Genomic DNA, 16,062 nt, shown 5'->3' on the forward strand with positions numbered 1-16,062 from the left:
GCTGGCGCGGTTGCATTTTACAGTGCTGAAACAAAGAAAAAGTCGCGGCAATATACTTGCCACGACTCTTTTGGTGGGAGCTGGTGGATTCGAACCACCGAAGCATTAAGCAGCAGATTTACAGTCTGTCCCCATTGGCCACTCGGGAAAGCTCCCATATTCAGTTTGTGGCCGCCGTGTCTCCCGGCGACGTATGTTATTATAGCAGAGGGCTTTTCAAAATGCAAGCCTTTTTTTGATTTTTTTTGTGATTTTTTCAAAAAAGCGCATTTTCATCACAGCATCGAACAAAAACTTTTCTTGACATACAGTTGCAGTAAGCGTACATTTATAATAGTAGTATAAATACAGCATTGGGAGGTTTTTACTATGGCGATTCGTGTTGGCATCCTGACTTCCGGCGGCGACTGCCCCGGCCTGAACGCTACCCTGCGCGGCGTGGCCAAGGCGCTGTATCACCGGATGGGCGATAAAGTTGAGATCGTTGGCATTATGAACGGCTATGACGGCCTGATCAGCGGCAACTACCGCGAGATGTCCCCCGACGAGTTCTCCGGCATCCTGACCGTGGGCGGCACCATTCTGGGCACCAAGCGCACCCCCTTTAAAAAGATGCGCGTGGTCGAAGACGACAAGGTGGACAAGGTCGCCGCGATGAAGAAAAACTACCGCGCCGCCAAGCTGGACTGCCTGCTCTGTCTGGGCGGCAACGGCACCCACAAGACCGCGAACCTGCTCAGCCAGGAAGGGCTGAACATCATCGGCCTGCCTAAGACCATCGACAACGACATCTACGGCACCGACGTCACCTTCGGCTTCCACACTGCCGTGGACATCGCCACCGAGGTCATCGACCGCATCCACACAACCGCCGGCAGCCACAGCCGCGTGATGTGCATTGAGATCATGGGCAACAAGGCCGGCTGGCTGACGCTGTACTCCGGCATTGCGGGCGGCGCAGACATCATCCTGCTGCCCGAGCTGCCCTACGATATCAAGAAGGTTGCCGCTGCTGTAGAGAACCGCGCCAAGGCAGGTAAGAACTTCTCGATTTTGGCCGTGGCCGAGGGTGCCTTCTCGGTCGAGGAGGCCAAAATGAAGCGCAAGGAGTGGACGGCCAAGCGCGCCGAGGCCGGTTACACCACCGCCACCGCCCGCATTGCGAAGCAGGTCGAGGAGTTGACCGGCGCCGAGACCCGCATCTGCGTGCCCGGCCACATGCAGCGCGGCGGCAGCCCCAGCGCCTACGACCGCGTGCTGGCAACCCAGTTTGGCTCCTACGCGGCCGGGCTGGTGGCGGACGAGCATTACGGCGTGACCGTCGCCATGGTGAACCGCCACGTCACCGCCAACCCGCTGGCCGACATTGCCGGCAAGACCCGCGGCGTGCCCGGCGACTGCGACATGCTGAATGTCGCCCGCGCCATGGGCATCAGTCTGGGCTGATTCTCTACCCGCACAAACTCTTTTACCGCTCTGTTTTCTGCCCCTGCCCTTTGTGGCGGGGGCAGCTTTTGTATAAGGCATCCCTGCACAAAAAAGGCCGCTCCCATTTGAGAGCGGCCTTTGCCATATACAAGTTTATTCTGCGGTGTAGTCCTTTTTAAGCAGGCTTAAAATCACCGCGCCGACAGCGGAACCTGCGGCGAGGGCCACCACATAGAGCAGTGCGTGGTCAACAACCGGGAATACGAAGATACCGCCGTGCGGGGCGCGCAGCGCGCAGCCGAACACCATGGACAGCGCACCGGACAAAGCCGAGCCGATAATGCAGCTGGGCAAAACACGCAGCGGGTCCGTGGCCGCATACGGGATTGCGCCCTCGGAGACGAAGCAGAGGCCCATGACATAGTTGACGATGCCGTTGCGGCGCTCATCGGGGCTCCACTTATTGGGGCAGAAGGTGGTAGACAGCGCGATTGCGATGGGCGGGACCATGCCGCCGACCATGACCGCCGCCATGACCTCATAGTTGCCGGAGGCCAGCGCCGCCGTGCCGAACACATAGGCTGCCTTGTTGAAGGGGCCGCCCATATCCACGCTCATCATACCGGCTACGATCGCACCCAACAGGATCTTGGAGCTGCCGCCCAGCGCGTTCAGCCAGTCACTCATGGCCGTGTTGATGATGCCCATCAGCGGGTTGATGCCGCACATAACCAGACCAATGACCAGAATACCGCCCAGCGGGTAGATCAGCATCGGGCGGATACCGTTCAGGCTGGTGGGCAGCTTCTCAGTGATGTTCTTGAGGAACTGCACAATGTAGCCCGCCGCAAAGCCGGCCAGCAGCGCCGCGAGAAAACCGCCGGAGATGCCGGTCGTATCACCGGAAGCAAGCCCCGCAAAGTTTGTGCCGTTCATTGCCAGCACGCCGCCCGCAAAGCCGACCGCCAGACCCGGACGGTCGGCGATGGACATTGCGATAAAGCCCGCAAGGATCGGCAGCATATAGCCGAACGCCGCGCCGCCTACCGTCTTGAAGAAGGCGGCCACCGGGGTGTTCATGCCGAAGTTGGACGGGTTGATGCTGTAATCATCGAGCAGGAAGGCCAGCGCGATCATGATGCCGCCGCCCACCACAAAGGGCAGCATGTGGGAAACACCGTTCATCAGGTGCTTGTACAGGCTGTGTGCCACCGTGTCGCCGGCACCGCCCGCGCTCTGGCTCTGCGCCGCGCCGCCCTTGGCATGGAATATGGGGGCCTCGCCGTGGGCGATCTTCTTGATCAGCTCCTCTGGCTTATGGATACCGTCATCCACGCGGGCAAACAGCACCGGCTTGCCGTCAAAGCGGGCGGTCTCAACATTTTTGTCCGCCGCAATGATGATACCGTCACAGGCGGCAATCTCCTCGGCCGTCAAAATATTCTTTGCACCGTCAGAGCCGTTGGTCTCGACCTTGGTGGGCAGGCCCAGCTTATCCCCTGTCTTGGTCAGGGCCTCGGCCGCCATGTAGGTGTGGGCAATACCGTTGGGGCAGGCCGTCACGGCCAGCACGCGGTAGCCGTTCTGGGGGATCTCCTGCTCGGTAAAGCTCTCCTCGCCAAACTGGGCGTCCTCCTGTGCGTCAATGGCATCAAGGAAGGCGGCAGGTGTCTTGGCGGCGCGCAGCTTCTCAACAAAATCCTCGTTCATGAGCATCTGCATCATACGGGCCAGCATGTCGATGTGCAGGCTGCCGTTTTCCGGTGCGGCAATCGCAAACAGCAGGTCCGTCTTGCCGTCATCGTCCGCATTATACTGCACCGGCTCGCTCAGGCGCAGGGCCGCCAGGCTGGGCCGTGTGACACAGGCCGTGCGGGCATGGGGCACCGTGATGCCGTTGTCCACATAGGTGGATGCCTCGGCCTCGCGGGCATAGAGGGCTTTTTTGTAGGCGTCCTTGTCGGTGATGTTGCCGTGGGTCGCCTGCAGATCAACGAGCTTGTCGATGATGGCAGCCTGATCCGGGGCTGCGACATCCAGCGCGATGGACTGCGCAGTGAACAGTTCCGTAATACGCATAAGACAGTTCTCCTTCGCTTGTTTCTATTGAGGTGTAGGGGCCGGGCATGCCCGGCCCTCGGCTTTATGGGAAATGCGCATTTATGGCCAAGTTGCGGGCCGCACATGTGCGGCCCCTACGGTGCGGCGCGTCTTTGTAGGGGGGCGGATACTTGCATCAGTCCCTACAAGTCACGGCCTACTCCATCGTCTTGAGCAGCTTATCAATGTCCGCCTTTGTCGCCAGACCCAGACTAAACGCGGTGGCACTGCCGCAGGCGGTGCCAAGACGCAGCGCAGCCTCATAATCTCCGCCGCTCTGCTGGTAGCCCGCCACAAAGCCGGCCACCATACTGTCCCCTGCGCCGACACTGTTGACAACCTTGCCCTTGGGGCAGCCGATGCGGTGCACGCCCCCCTGCTCATCCAGCAGCAGGGCGCCGTCCCCTGCCATGCTTACGAGTACATTGCGCGCACCTTTATCCTGCATCATCTTTGCCGCCGCTGCGATCTCCCTGTCGGTGGTCAGCTTTACACCGGTGATTTCGCTCAACTCATGGTTATTCGGCTTGATGAGGAACGGACGGTAGCGCAGCACATTCACGAGCAGGTCGCGGGTGGCATCCACGACCGCGCGGACGCCGCGGCCCTCGAGCCGGGCCAGAATCCGCTCATAGGTGGTCTGCGCCAGACTTGCGGGAATGCTGCCTGCCAGCACCAGAATATCGTCCTGCTGCAGGCGGTCAAGCTTTTCCTCCAGCGCCCGCATTGCATCCTCGGGGATGTCGGGGCCGGCACCGTTCAGCTCGGTCTCCTGCCCCGCCTTGATTTTGACATTGATGCGGGTCATCCCCTTTGCAAGGCGGACGAAATCGGTTTTCAGCCCCTGCGCAGCAAGGCCGCGCTCCAGCCAAGCGCCGGTCTCACCCGCCACAAAGCCGAGCGCCACGCTCTCACAGCCAAGCTGTGCCAGCACACCGGATACATTGATGCCCTTGCCGCCCAGCACGCAGTCCTCTCCTCTGGCGCGGTTCACATCGCCGACCCGCAGCTCTCTGTCAAGCCGCACAACATAGTCGATTGCCGGGTTGAAGGTTACGGTGTAGATCATCGCTCTGTCTCCTTTACAAGTGTCAGTTGGCCGTATTTCGGATCAGGGCAGCGATTGGTCAGGATCGCAGCATCGCCAAGCGCGCTGATAACGGCCGGATAGATACGCCCGAACTTTGAATCATCCGTCAGGAACCAAATCTGCCGGGCGCGGCGGATCGCGGCGGCCTTGACGGCGGCCTCCTCGGGGTCAGGGGTCGTAAAGCCCGCCTCCATCGCCACGCCGTTGGCCCCCATAAATGCCTTGGTAAAATTGAACTGCTGCAGCGCCGTGACAGCCGCTGCGCCGATGATGGCCTCGGTTCTGGGGCGCAGCAGCCCGCCCGGCAAGCAGACATGGCAGCTTTTCTGCGCCAGCAGCCGCGCATGGGCAATGCCGTTGGTCACATAATGCGCCTCGAGTGCGGGGCCGTTCAGCGCCCGGACCATCGCAAGCGTTGAGGTGCCCGCATCAACATAGACGAAATCCTCAGCAGTGATCAGCGCTGCCGCTGCCTCGGCGATGCTCTGCTTCTGGCTGACGGCCAGCGACTCCTTGGCAGCCATCGTCGGCTCGTCCGCCAAAAACTGGCCGTTCGGCAGCGTTGCGCCGCCGTGGACCTTATTCAGCCGGCCCTGCCGGTCAAGCTCGGTCAAATCGCGGCGGATGGTGGATTCACTGGCGTTCAGCGCCTCACAGAGCTCCTGAACGGTGGCAGTGCGTTTTTCTGCCAGAAGGTCTAAAATCAGTGCAAAGCGTTCTTCTGCTAACATAAGCAGCTCCTTTCCCGGTCTTATGCCTGACCGTTTTTGGTGTTTTGTGATGTTTTCTGGTTGATTGTATCTGTATTATACCACACATCGCGTCAAAATCAATCAGTTTCGGTCATTTTCGCTCACCAAAAATCATGGTTGTATTTTGTGCATCCTGCACAAAACAAAAAACCTCCCTCTGTGAGGGAGGCATCGCGTGTTGAAAAGCAGTCTTTCCTGCTGCTGATTCAGCTCACACAAACAGCTCAATGACAAACACCAGCGCGCAGCAGATGACCGACACAGGGAACAGCCCCGCACCGCACCATGCTGCGATGATACCTGCTGCCAGAGCAGCCGCACCCGAGATCGGCGTCTGGGTAGCGCGGATGATGGCCGGGAAGGTCATGACCGCCAGCGTCACATAGGGCACATAGTACAAAAACGACTGGATAAAGCGATTTTTGATAGGCTTGCGGATCAGCGTAAGCGGCAGGATGCGGATGGCGTAGGATACCAGCGCCATAACGGCAATGTAAATGTAGTTATTCATTGTCGCCCACCTCCTCCTGTGCCGGCACCGGGAACAGCACCGCCGCTGCGCCGGAGATCAGCACCGTCAGCAGGATCGTGCGGGTGCCGTCAGACAGGGCCGCAACGCCCGGCAGGTAGCTGCAGGCGAAGCTGAGCACAAAGCTGAGCAGCACCAGCGCCGCCACAACGCGGTCCTTGCGCGCCGGGGGAATGATGATGGCCAGAAACATACCGTAAAGCGCCACGCTCAGCGCACTGACGACCCGCAGCGGCAGGGCGTTGCCTGCCACGATGCCCAGCGCCGTGCCGATCGCCCACGCCGGGGCTGCCAGCAGGATCGCACCGTAGGTGTAGCAGGGGTTTAAGTATCCGGGCCTCGCAATCGTGATGCCGAACAGTTCATCCGTGACATCGTACCCGATGAGCAGCCGATGAAAAAACGGCGTCTCGGGCGAAAAGCGCTGAGCCAGCGCACAGCTCATCAAAAGATACCGTGCGTTGGCGATCAGGGTGATGATGGCCACCTCCAGATAGGTAGCCTTGGCGGCGATCAGCGTAAAAGCCGCATACTCCCCCGCCGAGGCATTGTTCAAAAGGCTGGCCCAAAAGCCCTGCATCGGCGTCAGGCCCGCATTCCGGGCCGCAATGCCCAGTGAGAACGAAACCGCAAAATATCCCAGCGCAATCGGAAACCCGTCCCGTATACCGTCACAGAATACCCTGCGGCTGAACTGTATGGATTCCTTCATCTTATATACCTTCCTTTCACCGGATTTTATTATAGCGCAGGGCCAAGGGAAAAGAAAGGGCTGCGCAAATTTTTTCTGCTTTGCAATGTTGACCCCTGCTGCCTCGTACTCTACAATGAAAGTGAAGGGGGTCTTTTCCATGAATCGCGACGCCATCAAAATGCTTGCCATGTTCACCATGCTGCTCAATCACATTGCAAACGCCCTTCTGCCCGCTGGGCAGCCGCTGACGAACCTGTTTTTGTTCATCGGCTACTTTACCGCTGTGACGATGTGCTATTTCCTTGTGGAGGGCTACGGCTACACCCGCTCCAAGCGGAACTACGCTGCACGGCTGCTGGTTTTTGCACTTCTTTCGCAGCTGCCCTACCAGCTGGCTTTTCCGGACTACGGCATGGCGGGGTTTGTGCAGCTCAATATGCTGTTCACGCTGCTGCTCTGCTTTTTGGTGCTGCTGGTGCAGGAGACGGTACACGACCGTGTGCTGCGCGGCGTCTGTATTGTCCTGCTGATCTGCGCCTCTCTTTTCTGTGACTGGGCCTTACTGGCGCCCATCTTTACGCTGCTGTTCTCGTGGGCAAAGGACACACCCGCGCGCAAAAAAGCCGCCTTTGCCGCAGCGGCGCTGCTGTACGGCGGCATGGCCGGGCTGGGCAGCGGTTCTCTGGCAGATGCCCTCGGCTGCGCAATGCCGGTCTTAGTGTCCGGCTTCGTCATCCTGTACCTTTATAACGGAAAGCGGGCCGTCAGGGGCCGCACCTTTTATAAGTGGTTTTTCTATGCGTTTTATCCCACCCATCTGTTGATTCTGGGGCTTCTCCGCCTCCTTGCGTGATATTTTCCGTATGCGCCGCAGCCTACCGCTGTTGGGGCTTGACGCCTGCACCCTTCGTGTATTATAATAGGTAAGCTATAAGAACGAGGTGTTGCGCAGTTGGTAGCGCGCGTGGTTTGGGACCACGAGGCCGCAGGTTCGAGTCCTGTCACCTCGATACTAAGAGTGTGAGCCTACAATACAACCCCTGTCTGTAAGCCATGGAAAAGCAACTTCTATGATTTCCAGACGGTCGAAGCTGGTGCTTCACACTCCATTGCCCGTTTTGCATGAAAATGCAGAGCGGGCGTTTTTATTTGCATGGCAGAAAAGCCGTATTTTACCCCTTTCCTGTGCAGTATTTCCTGTTGTGTTTTCCCTGCAAAAAAGCTATAATAATTTCAAATTTCTCTTTTTTTCGGGAGGGCTTATGGAAAGGATCAAGCGTCATCTTCGCAGTGCCGCCGGGTATCTGCTTGTCTGTGCCAAATGGCTGGCGCTGGCCGCGCTGGTCGGCTGTGTTGTGGGGCCGCTGGGGGCGGCGTTCGGGCTGGCTCTGAACTGGGCCAACGCCACCCGCGCCGCGCAGCCGTGGCTGCTGTATCTGCTGCCTGCGGCGGGCCTTGTCATCGTATTTCTGTACGAGCATCTTGACCCGGACGGCGGCGGCTCGACCAATCAGGTCTTTGTGTCCGTGCGGGAGCATAAGCCCCTGACCCTGCGCACAGCACCGCTGATCTTCGCCTCCACCGTCATGACCCATCTGTTCGGCGGCTCCAGCGGCCGCGAGGGTGCCGCGCTGCTGCTGGGCGGCTCGGTATCCGGGCAGCTCGGCAAGGCGCTGCATCTGGAAAACCACGACTGCTGCCTGATGACGATGTGCGGCATGGCGGGTGCGTTCTCGGCCATCTTCGGCACGCCGCTGGCTGCCACCATCTTTACGCTTGAGGTCGTGGATGTCGGCTCGATGCAGTACGCCGCACTGCTCCCCTGCCTGCTCTCGGCGCTGCTGGGCGTCTTTATCAGCGGGCAGATGGGCCATGCGCCCGAGGCCTTTGTGCTGCAGGCCGGGGCCGATGCAACGCCGCTGAATCTTGTGCGTGTCATCGTGCTGGGAGCGCTGCTGGCCGCGTTGAGCATCTTCTTCTGCGAGCTGCTGCATGCAGCGCCCAAGCTCTACAAAAAATTTCTGCCCAACGCCTATCTGCGCGTTGCGGCGGGCGGCGTGCTGATTCTGGCGCTGACAAAGCTGCTCGGCACGACCGACTACAACGGCGCCGGTGCCGCCGTCATCGAGGCCGCCATCAACGGCGAGGCCGTGCCGTATGCGTTCCTGCTAAAAATGCTGTTCACCGCACTGACCTTGGGCGCAGGCTTCAAGGGCGGCGAGATCGTTCCCATCTTCTTCACCGGGGCGACCTTTGGCTGCGTGGCCGCGCCGCTGCTGGGTCTGCCGCCGCAGCTGGGCGCTGCGCTGGGCATGGTTGCGCTGTTCTGCGGCTGCACCAACAGCCCGCTGGCGTCCATCTGTCTGGCGATCGAGGTCTTTGGCGGGCAGTGCATCTCCCTGTTTGCACTGGCCTGTGCCGTTTCCTACATGCTCTCGAGTTATTTCAGCCTTTACCGTGAGCAGCACTTTCTGCACTCCAAGCTGCGGATCGTTGGTGTGCAGCGGGTCCATGGCCGCTGGTCCGAGACGGATGCCAAGCATTTTACCACAAACGATGACGGCGAAAATTAGTTGCGGGAACGCTGTTTCCATGGTATAATTAAGTGTTATGGAGGGATGGGCGTTTATGAGTAGACTTGCACTGGAAAAGCACTGCTGGGCCGAGATCGACCTGACAGCATTGCGCAGCAATTTTGAATATATCCACCGCGCGGTAGGTGGCGATATCTGTGCCGTTGTCAAGGCTGACGCTTACGGCCACGGCGACACGACCATCGCCCATGCCTTGCAGCAGGCCGGTGCGGCGGCGTTTGCCGTCAGCAGCTTGGGCGAGGGACGGCACCTGCGCCGCAGCGGCATCACAAAACCGATTTTGATTCTGGGCTTTGCTGACCCGTCCTATGCGGCAGTGTTGGCAGAAAATGACATAGCCACGGCCTGTTTTTCCACCGAGTACGCGCAGGCACTCTCCGCTGCCGCCGTCAAGGCGGGCGTACAGGCCAAGGTACACCTGAAAATCGACACCGGCATGGGCCGCATTGGCTTTGCGGTGCGTTCCGGGTTTGATGAAACGATCCACGAGCTGGAAGCCCTGTACACCCTGCCGGGGCTGGATATCTGCGGCGTGTTCCAGCATTTTGCCGTGGCGGACAGCAACACCCCTGCGGACACCGCCTACACCGATGAGCAGCATGCGCTGTTTGCCAGAGTGGTAGCGCGTTTGCAGGCCGATGGCTTTGCCACCGGCACCGTACACTGTGCCAACTCGGCCGCGCAGCTGCGCCACCCCGAGTGGCGGCACGATATGACCCGCGCGGGCATCATTTTGTACGGGCTTGACCCCAGCGACGACGTCCGCTTTCCTGCCCTGCAGCCGGTCATGTCGCTGAAATGCGTTGTGACCTTTGTCAAGGACTTGCAGCCCGGCCAGAGCGTGAGCTATGGGCGCACTTTCACAGCCGAGCGCCCGATGCGCGTTGCCACGGTCTGCGTAGGCTACGCCGACGGCTACCCCCGCCGTTTGTCCGGCGGGCTTGGCGTCATGAACATACACGGCCACGCTGCCCCCGTGGTGGGCCGCGTCTGCATGGATCAGACTATGCTCGATGTAACGGACATTCCCGACGTCAAGATGGGCGACGAGGTCACAGTCTTTGGCCCGGGCGGCGGCGACACCGCCGACACCATTGCGGCCAAGACCCAGACCATCAACTACGAAATTGTCTGCGGGTTGGCGCGCCGCGTGCCCCGCGTATACAAAGAGAACGGCAAGATCTGCGAGATCTGGAACGATTTGGAGGAAACCTGATGGCCCGCAAAAACATCCGCAACTTCTGCATTATTGCCCACATCGACCACGGCAAATCCACCCTGTCCGACCGTATGCTGGAGCTGACCGACAGCGTTGACAAGCGCACCATGACCGATCAGGTGCTGGACAATATGGACATTGAGAAGGAGCGCGGCATTACGATCAAGGCCCGCGCCGTGACGATGCGCTACAAGGCCGATGACGGCGAAACCTATGAGTTCAACCTCATTGATACCCCGGGCCATGTGGACTTTCAGTACGAGGTCAGCCGCAGTCTGGCCGCCTGCGAGGGTGCCGTACTGGTGGTGGACGCCAGCCAGGGCGTGGAGGCCCAGACACTGGCCAACTGCTATCTGGCGCTTGACCATGACCTGGAGGTCGTGCCCATCCTGAACAAGATCGATCTGCCCAGCGCCGACCCGGACGCCGTTGCCAAAGAGGTCGAGGATGTCATCGGCCTGCCCTGCATGGAGGCGCCCCGTGTTTCCGCCAAGCTGGGCATCGGCGTCAAAGATGTGCTGGAATGTGTCGCCAAGGACATCCCCGCCCCCACGGGCGACCCCGCCGCGCCGCTGAAAGCGCTGATCTTCGACTCCATCTACGACAGCTACAAGGGCGTTATCGTCTATGTGCGCATCTTTGAGGGCACCGTCCGGCCCGGCGATACCATCCGCCTGATGAGCACCGGTGCCGAATTCCAGCTTGTCGAGGTCGGCCACATGGGTGCGACCAGCCTGACCCCCTGCGACAAGCTGGAGGCCGGCGAGGTCGGTTATCTGACCGCCAGCATCAAGACGGTGCGCGACACCCGCGTCGGCGATACCGTCACGCTGGCGGCCAACCCCACGCCGGAGCCGCTGCCCGGCTTCCGCACCGTGACGCCGATGGTGTTCTGCGGCATCTACCCCGCCGACGGCGCGGACTATCCCGACCTGAAGGACGCGCTGGAGAAGCTGCAGCTCAACGATGCCAGCCTGACCTTTGAGCCGGAGACCAGTGCGGCGCTGGGCTTTGGTTTCCGCTGCGGTTTTCTGGGCCTGCTCCACATGGAGATCATCACCGAGCGTCTTGAGCGCGAGTTCGACCTCGACCTGATCACCACGACTCCCGGCGTCCAGTACCGGCTGACACTGACCGACGGCACGGTAGAGATCATTGACAACCCCTCCGCCTATCCAGACCCGACCCGCATCGTCAAGCAGGAGGAGCCGTTCGTCAACGCCCACATCTACACCCCCAACGACTATGTCGGCCCGCTGATGGATCTGTGCCAGACGAAGCGCGGTGTGCTGGTGGACATGAAATATATGGACGAGACCCGCGTGGACCTGCACTACCTGATCCCGCTTGGCGAGATCGTCTATGACTTCTTTGACGCGATCAAATCCCGCAGCCGCGGCTACGCCAGCTACGACTATGAGTGGGAGGATTGGCACGAGAGCAAGCTCGTCCGGCTGGATTTCCTGCTCAACGGCGAGGTCGTGGACGCACTGTCGATGATCGTATTTGCCGACAATGCCTACGCCAAGGGCCGCCGCATCTGCGAAAAGCTCAAGGAGAATATCCCCCGCGCGCTGTTTGAGATTCCTGTGCAGGCCGCTGTCGGCGGCAAGGTCATTGCCCGCGAGACGGTCAAGGCCATGCGCAAGGATGTTCTGGCCAAGTGCTACGGCGGTGACATCACCCGTAAGAAGAAGCTGCTGGAAAAGCAGAAGGAAGGCAAAAAGAAGATGCGCCAGCTGGGCAGCGTGACCCTGCCGAGCGAGGCATTCACCGCCGTGCTGAAGCTGGATTCGGATTCTTAACGGGGGTTTTCCGGCCTTTTTACAAAAAGGCCTCGGCGAAAAATTCCAAATATTTGTAGGGGAGGGATTTATCCCTCCCGGGAGGTTTGCGGCAACGCCAACACCCCGGGAGGCATGAATGCCTCCCCTACTTATATTATCCCGCCGCCGTGCCCTGCAAATTTTGCCGCTCTGTAGGGGCCGCACATGTGCGGCCCGCAACCTTACGGCAAAAGCGATTTTACGGGAAGGCTGCGGGCCGGGCATGCCCGGCCCCTACAGTGCAATAACAAAAAGAGGGTACCTGCCATTTCAGCAGATACCCTCTTAAATTATGTAATACTAAATTACATCAGGCTGCGGTACAGCTCTTTGATCTCCTCGACATTCGTGTCGCGGGGGTTGCCGGGGCAGCAGGCATCGGCAAAGGCGGACTCAGCCAGGAACTGAACATCCTCCTCCTTGAGGATGCCCTTCAGGTTGGCGGGGATGCCGACATCGGCAGAGAGCTTCTTGACCTCGGCGATCGTCGCATCGGCGGCCTCGGCGTCGTTCATCTCGTCGATGTCCTTCACGCCCATAGCCTTGCCGACAGCGCGGTAACGCTCACCGGCGGCAGCCTTGTTGTACTCCAGACCGGTGGGCAGGATGATGGCGCAGGCAACACCGTGGGGGGTGTCATACAGGGCAGACAGACCGTGCGCCATGCTGTGAACAATGCCAAGACCGACATTGGAGAAGCCCATGCCGGCGATGTACTGGCCCAGAGCCATGCCCTCGCGGCCCTCCGGGGTGTTCTGCACGGCACCGCGCAGATTCTCAGAGATCAGCTTGATGGCCTCCAGATGGAACATATCGGAGATGGTGCAGTGGCCCTTGGTGATGTAGCCCTCAATGGCGTGGGTCAGGGCGTCCATGCCGGTGGCGGCGGTCAGGCCCTTGGGCATGCTGGACATCATATCGGGGTCAACAACTGCGACCTCGGGGATGTCGTTGGTGTCAACGCAGACGAACTTGCGCTTCTTCTCGACATCGGTGATAACATAGTTGATGGTGACCTCGGCAGCGGTGCCGGCGGTGGTGGGCACGGCGATGGTAAAGACCGCATGCTTCTTGGTGGGGGCTACGCCCTCAAGACTGCGGACATCGGCGAACTCAGGGTTGTTGATGATGATGCCGATAGCCTTGGCGGTGTCCATGGAAGAACCGCCGCCGATGGTCACGATGCAGTCAGCCTCGGCAGCCTTAAAGGCGGCAACGCCGTCCTGAACATTCTGGATGGTGGGGTTGGGCTTGATCTCGCTGTAGACAGCGTAGGCAAAACCGGCGGCATCCAGCAGGTCGGTGACCTTCTTGGTGACGCCGAACTTGATCAGATCGGGGTCAGAGCAGACAAAAGCCTTTTTGTAACCGCGGGAGGTCAGCTCGGGAACGATATTCTCGATCGCACCGTGGCCGTGATAAGAGATCGTGTTCAGAACAATACGACTTGCCATAGAAATTCTCTCCTTTTATTGTATCGGCTTTTGGCCGATGATTTCAGCTTTCAAGCCTATTATACCGTTATTTTTTTGACAGCGCCATTTGGAAAAGTAGCGCGGACTTTGTGAAAATTCTACAGCAAAAAAGTAGGGGCGAGCAATGCTCGCCCCTACAGCGCACCCGCAAGGGTCACGCTTCTTCTTTCTCTTTCTGCGCCTTGATGACCTTTAAGCGGCTGAATTCCTCACGCTCGCGCTCACTCAGCACCTCATCAATGGATTTGATCGTCCTTTGCATCTGCGGAATCTGCACATTGCCGAGGGCGTTCGCGCGCTTCTGGGTCTTTTGGATGGCCTCGGCCAGACGGATAACACTGATCTCGACCTCTGCCAGCTCGACCGTCAGGGTCTTGACCTCATTGAATTTGAGGTAGGCCACATCGAGGGTGCCGTTTGTCGATTCCAGATCGTAGTACAGCCCCAGCGGCGAGGTGGTGTTCAGCTTGAGGGTGGGCAGCTCCACGCCCATAACGCTGCGGGTGCTGAGCTGCACACCGCGCTCCACCGGCACACCGGCCGCATAGCCGCCGACAGAGCCCAACATGATATTGGCCTTTTTCAGGGCCTCGTAGGCCTCGGCATAGGCCGCCGAGATGCGGTCCTGTATACCTGCCGCACGGTCGATCAGCTGCATCATCTCGCGCACCAGGATATTGCGCTTGCGGTCCATCAGGTCATAGCCCTGCGCGGCCAGCGCCAGACTGCGCTTGGTCGCCATCAGGTTAGATTTTGTAGGAAAAACCTGCTGTGCCATTGGGTACTCCTTTTATACTGCTTTGGCTTCCCCTGCGGGGGGAAGCTGTCACCGAAGGTGACTGATGAGGGCCGAGTGTGCCATTATCACCCGTCTACGGGCATTCCCCGCACGCTCTCCCCTCATCCGCCCCTGCGGGGGCACCTTCTCCCCCATGGGGAGAAGGCTTTGGGGTTACTTTTTACTGATTCTCGCCTTGGCCGGCTCGTAGTATTTATCCAGCGTTTCGGCATCGCAGCGATCCAGCGCATTGCGGGGCAGCGCAGCCAGCAGCTCCCAGCCGAGGTCGAGCGTCTGCTCCATCGTGCGGTCAGTGTTGCCCTGACCGATAAACTCCTGCTCAAACGCACGGCCGAAGGCCATCAGCTGCTTATCGCTCTGGGACAGCTCCTCCTCGCCGATGACGCTCGCCAGCGCCTTGGCGTCCTGCACCTTGGCGTAGCAGGCGAACAGCTGGTTCGACAGGGTGACATGATCCTCACGGGTATAGCCCGCGCCGATGCCGTCCTTCATCAGACGGGACAGGCTGGGCAGCACGGATACCGGCGGGTACAGGCCCGTGGCGTCCATACCGCGGTCCAGCACGATCTGACCCTCGGTAATATAGCCGGTCAGGTCAGGGATCGGGTGGGTGATGTCATCGCCGGGCATCGTCAGGATCGGGATCTGCGTCACAGAACCCTTGCTGCCCTTGATGATGCCGGCCCGCTCATACAGGCTGGCCAGATCAGAATACAGGTAGCCGGGGAAGCCCTTTCGGCCGGGGATCTCGCCCTTGGAGGACGAGAACTCACGCAGGGCCTCGCAGTAGCTTGTCATATCGGTCAGGATGACCAGCACATTTTTATTCAGGTCAAAGGCCAGATACTCGGCCACCGTCAGCGCGGCACGCGGGGTGATGATACGCTCGATGATCGGGTCATTGGCAAGGTTCAGCAGCATGACAACGCGCTCCATCGCGCCGCAGCTCTCAAAGCTCTCACGGAAGTATGCAGCCACATCGTTCTTGACGCCCATGGCGGCAAAGACGATGGCGAAGTCCGAGCCATCGGCCACGCTGGCCTGCTTGACGATCTGGACGGCCAGCTCGTTATGCTTCATGCCGGAGCCGGAGAAGATCGGCAGCTTCTGGCCGCGGATCAGCGTGGCCAAGCAGTCGATGGAGGAAATGCCGGTGTGGATGTAGTTGCGGGGGTAAACACGGCTTACGGGGTTGATGGGCGCGCCGTTGACATCGCGGCGGGCCATAGGGTAGATGTCGCCAAGGCCGTCAATCGGGCGGCCGAGACCGTCCAGCACACGCCCCAGCAGTTCGGGGCTCAAGTCCATCATCATCGGGTGGCCGGTCATGACCGTGCGGTTGTTGACAAGGCTCAGCCCGCGCGTACCCTCGAACACCTGAATGACGCAGCGGTCACCGTCCACACGGACGACACGACCGACGCGGGTCGAACCGTCGTCGAGGTGCAGCTCGACCATTTCGTCATACTGCACGCCCTTGACGTCGTCCAGCACGACCAGACTGCCGTTGATTTGGGAAAGTCCGATATGTTCCAGAATCATGTTGTTCCCTCCTC

Annotated in this window: 13 protein-coding genes and 2 tRNA genes; 6 read left to right on the forward strand and 9 right to left on the reverse strand. The window is 59.9% G+C overall.

The window, feature by feature from the left end:
* Window positions 1-71: 71 nt before the first annotated feature.
* A tRNA-Tyr gene (locus OGM67_05235) sits at window positions 72-156 on the reverse strand.
* A 213-nt stretch (window positions 157-369) separates the two neighbouring features.
* Here OGM67_05235 and OGM67_05240 point away from each other — a divergent pair.
* Entirely contained in the window at window positions 370-1,446 is a 1,077-nt protein-coding gene (locus OGM67_05240) for a 6-phosphofructokinase (GenBank protein ID UYJ35720.1), read from the forward strand.
* A gap of 135 nt (window positions 1,447-1,581) precedes the next feature.
* Here OGM67_05240 and OGM67_05245 read toward each other — a convergent pair whose 3' ends face one another.
* The 5 genes from OGM67_05245 to OGM67_05265 all read right to left on the reverse strand — a co-directional run bounded on the left by OGM67_05245 (window position 1,582) and on the right by OGM67_05265 (window position 6,611).
* On the reverse strand, window positions 1,582-3,507 hold the full coding sequence (locus OGM67_05245) for a fructose-specific PTS transporter subunit EIIC (GenBank protein UYJ35721.1): 1,926 nt from the start codon (window positions 3,505-3,507) through the stop codon (window positions 1,582-1,584).
* A gap of 178 nt (window positions 3,508-3,685) precedes the next feature.
* On the reverse strand, window positions 3,686-4,597 hold the full coding sequence (gene pfkB, locus OGM67_05250; protein ID UYJ35722.1) for a 1-phosphofructokinase: 912 nt from the start codon (window positions 4,595-4,597) through the stop codon (window positions 3,686-3,688).
* Complete coding sequence (locus tag OGM67_05255; protein UYJ35723.1) at window positions 4,594-5,349, reverse strand: DeoR/GlpR family DNA-binding transcription regulator; 756 nt, start codon at window positions 5,347-5,349, stop codon at window positions 4,594-4,596. The genes pfkB and OGM67_05255 overlap by 4 nt, the downstream gene beginning before the upstream one ends.
* A gap of 232 nt (window positions 5,350-5,581) precedes the next feature.
* Complete coding sequence (locus tag OGM67_05260; GenBank protein ID UYJ35724.1) at window positions 5,582-5,881, reverse strand: AzlD domain-containing protein; 300 nt, start codon at window positions 5,879-5,881, stop codon at window positions 5,582-5,584.
* A complete protein-coding gene (locus OGM67_05265; GenBank protein UYJ35725.1) occupies window positions 5,874-6,611 on the reverse strand; it encodes an AzlC family ABC transporter permease in 738 nt (245 codons plus the stop codon). The genes OGM67_05260 and OGM67_05265 overlap by 8 nt, the downstream gene beginning before the upstream one ends.
* A gap of 139 nt (window positions 6,612-6,750) precedes the next feature.
* Between OGM67_05265 and OGM67_05270 the strand changes: the two genes are divergently transcribed.
* From OGM67_05270 to lepA, 5 genes are all read left to right on the forward strand, one after another.
* The gene (locus tag OGM67_05270) at window positions 6,751-7,446 is read left to right on the forward strand and encodes a conjugal transfer protein TraX (GenBank protein ID UYJ35726.1); all 696 of its coding nucleotides are present in this window, start codon (window positions 6,751-6,753) and stop codon (window positions 7,444-7,446) included.
* A gap of 84 nt (window positions 7,447-7,530) precedes the next feature.
* Window positions 7,531-7,603: transfer RNA gene (locus tag OGM67_05275), tRNA-Pro, on the forward strand.
* A 252-nt stretch (window positions 7,604-7,855) separates the two neighbouring features.
* Entirely contained in the window at window positions 7,856-9,166 is a 1,311-nt protein-coding gene (locus OGM67_05280; protein UYJ35727.1) for a chloride channel protein, read from the forward strand.
* Between the two features lie 55 nt (window positions 9,167-9,221).
* Window positions 9,222-10,403: an alanine racemase gene (alr, locus tag OGM67_05285; protein UYJ35728.1), complete on the forward strand. Its 1,182-nt coding sequence runs from the start codon at window positions 9,222-9,224 to the stop codon at window positions 10,401-10,403.
* Complete coding sequence (lepA, locus tag OGM67_05290; protein ID UYJ35729.1) at window positions 10,403-12,211, forward strand: translation elongation factor 4; 1,809 nt, start codon at window positions 10,403-10,405, stop codon at window positions 12,209-12,211. Before alr ends, lepA begins: the two co-directional genes overlap by 1 nt.
* A 326-nt stretch (window positions 12,212-12,537) precedes the next feature.
* Here the strand turns inward: lepA and fucO are convergent, their stop codons facing one another.
* From fucO to OGM67_05305, 3 genes are all read right to left on the reverse strand, one after another.
* Window positions 12,538-13,686: a lactaldehyde reductase gene (gene fucO / locus OGM67_05295; protein UYJ35730.1), complete on the reverse strand. Its 1,149-nt coding sequence runs from the start codon at window positions 13,684-13,686 to the stop codon at window positions 12,538-12,540.
* A 175-nt stretch (window positions 13,687-13,861) separates the two neighbouring features.
* Window positions 13,862-14,485 carry a V-type ATP synthase subunit D gene (locus tag OGM67_05300; GenBank protein UYJ35731.1) on the reverse strand — a complete coding sequence of 208 codons (624 nt, stop codon included), beginning with the start codon at window positions 14,483-14,485 and terminating at the stop codon, window positions 13,862-13,864.
* A 174-nt stretch (window positions 14,486-14,659) separates the two neighbouring features.
* On the reverse strand, window positions 14,660-16,048 hold the full coding sequence (locus OGM67_05305; GenBank protein ID UYJ35732.1) for a V-type ATP synthase subunit B: 1,389 nt from the start codon (window positions 16,046-16,048) through the stop codon (window positions 14,660-14,662).
* Between the last annotated feature and the right edge of the window lie 14 nt (window positions 16,049-16,062).

The organism is Oscillospiraceae bacterium (assembly GCA_025757985.1).
Taxonomy (GTDB): Bacteria; Bacillota; Clostridia; order Oscillospirales; family Ruminococcaceae; genus Gemmiger.

What these genes read in the sequence shown, in the direction of transcription:
- OGM67_05240 (UYJ35720.1), top strand. Translation starts at nt 370, where the DNA reads ATGGCGATTCGTGTTGGCATCCTGACTTCCGGCGGCGACTGCCCCGGC.
- OGM67_05245 (UYJ35721.1), bottom strand. Translation starts at nt 3,507, where the DNA reads ATGCGTATTACGGAACTGTTCACTGCGCAGTCCATCGCGCTGGATGTC.
- pfkB (UYJ35722.1), bottom strand. Translation starts at nt 4,597, where the DNA reads ATGATCTACACCGTAACCTTCAACCCGGCAATCGACTATGTTGTGCGG.
- OGM67_05255 (UYJ35723.1), bottom strand. Translation starts at nt 5,349, where the DNA reads ATGTTAGCAGAAGAACGCTTTGCACTGATTTTAGACCTTCTGGCAGAA.
- OGM67_05260 (UYJ35724.1), bottom strand. Translation starts at nt 5,881, where the DNA reads ATGAATAACTACATTTACATTGCCGTTATGGCGCTGGTATCCTACGCC.
- OGM67_05265 (UYJ35725.1), bottom strand. Translation starts at nt 6,611, where the DNA reads ATGAAGGAATCCATACAGTTCAGCCGCAGGGTATTCTGTGACGGTATA.
- OGM67_05270 (UYJ35726.1), top strand. Translation starts at nt 6,751, where the DNA reads ATGAATCGCGACGCCATCAAAATGCTTGCCATGTTCACCATGCTGCTC.
- OGM67_05280 (UYJ35727.1), top strand. Translation starts at nt 7,856, where the DNA reads ATGGAAAGGATCAAGCGTCATCTTCGCAGTGCCGCCGGGTATCTGCTT.
- alr (UYJ35728.1), top strand. Translation starts at nt 9,222, where the DNA reads ATGAGTAGACTTGCACTGGAAAAGCACTGCTGGGCCGAGATCGACCTG.
- lepA (UYJ35729.1), top strand. Translation starts at nt 10,403, where the DNA reads ATGGCCCGCAAAAACATCCGCAACTTCTGCATTATTGCCCACATCGAC.
- fucO (UYJ35730.1), bottom strand. Translation starts at nt 13,686, where the DNA reads ATGGCAAGTCGTATTGTTCTGAACACGATCTCTTATCACGGCCACGGT.
- OGM67_05300 (UYJ35731.1), bottom strand. Translation starts at nt 14,485, where the DNA reads ATGGCACAGCAGGTTTTTCCTACAAAATCTAACCTGATGGCGACCAAG.
- OGM67_05305 (UYJ35732.1), bottom strand. Translation starts at nt 16,048, where the DNA reads ATGATTCTGGAACATATCGGACTTTCCCAAATCAACGGCAGTCTGGTC.